The organism is Streptomyces sp. YIM 130001, from assembly GCF_003574445.1.
Classification (GTDB): domain Bacteria; phylum Actinomycetota; class Actinomycetes; order Streptomycetales; family Streptomycetaceae; genus Streptomyces.
The window spans coordinates 1-852 of the sequence record NZ_KZ984596.1 but is presented as its reverse complement, the minus strand read 5'-3'; the positions used below and the strand labels follow the sequence as shown (position 1 = coordinate 852).

The 852-nt window shown below is 66.7% G+C and carries 1 pseudogene; it reads right to left on the bottom strand.

Annotated features, from left to right (window positions below):
- Window positions 1–18 precede the first annotated feature (18 nt).
- A pseudogene (locus DSC45_RS35540) lies at window positions 19–848 on the bottom strand (IS5 family transposase).
- Window positions 849–852: the final 4 nt, after the last annotated feature.

Below are 852 nucleotides of genomic sequence, written 5' to 3'. Positions count from 1 at the left end.
TAGGCAGTTTCGTTTGGATCATCGGGCGGACCAGAGGAAGATTCCTGCGATGTGAAGTCCGGCGAGGTAGATGGTTGCGGTCTTCTCGTAGCGGGTGGCGATGCCTCGCCACTGCTTGAGTCGGTTGATGCATCGCTCGACGGTGTTGCGCTGTTTGTAGGTTTCACGGTCGAAGGTCGGTGGCCTGCCGCCCCGGCTGCCCCGTCGCAGTCGGTGCCCACGCTGATCGGCCGGTGTGGGGATCACTGCTCGGATGCCGCGCCTGCGCAGGTGGTCTCGGATTGCGCGTGAGGAGTACGCCTTGTCTGCCAAGACCACGTCCGGCCTGGTCCGCGGTCTTCCGCGGCGGCGAGGAACACGCAGGCGGGACATGACATCGGGGAAGACAGGTGCGTCACCGGCCTGTCCTGCGGTGAGTACGAAGGCCAGGGGCCGGCAGCGGTCATCCGCGGCGAGATGGATCTTTGTGCTCAGTCCGCCGCGGGACCGGCCGATGCCGTGATCGGCCGGTTCTCCGGCCGGGTCCCCTTTTTGCGGGCCCCGGCCGCGTGCTGGTGAGCCCGCACAATGGTGGAGTCCACCGAGACCGCCCAGGTCAGGTCCTCCTCCGCGTCGGCCTGGGCCATCAGCGCGGTGAAGACCCGCTCCCATGTGCCGTCCAGGGCCCACATCCGCAGGCGGTTGTAGACGCCTCTCCAGTTGCCGTATTTCTCCGGCAGATGCACCCACTGCGTTCCGGTCTGGAACTTGAAGGCGATCGCATCGATCACCTCCCGGTGGTCACGCCAGCGGCCACCCCGCTTCGGCGTCCGGTCCGGAAGCAACGGCTCAATCCGGGCCCACTGCACATCA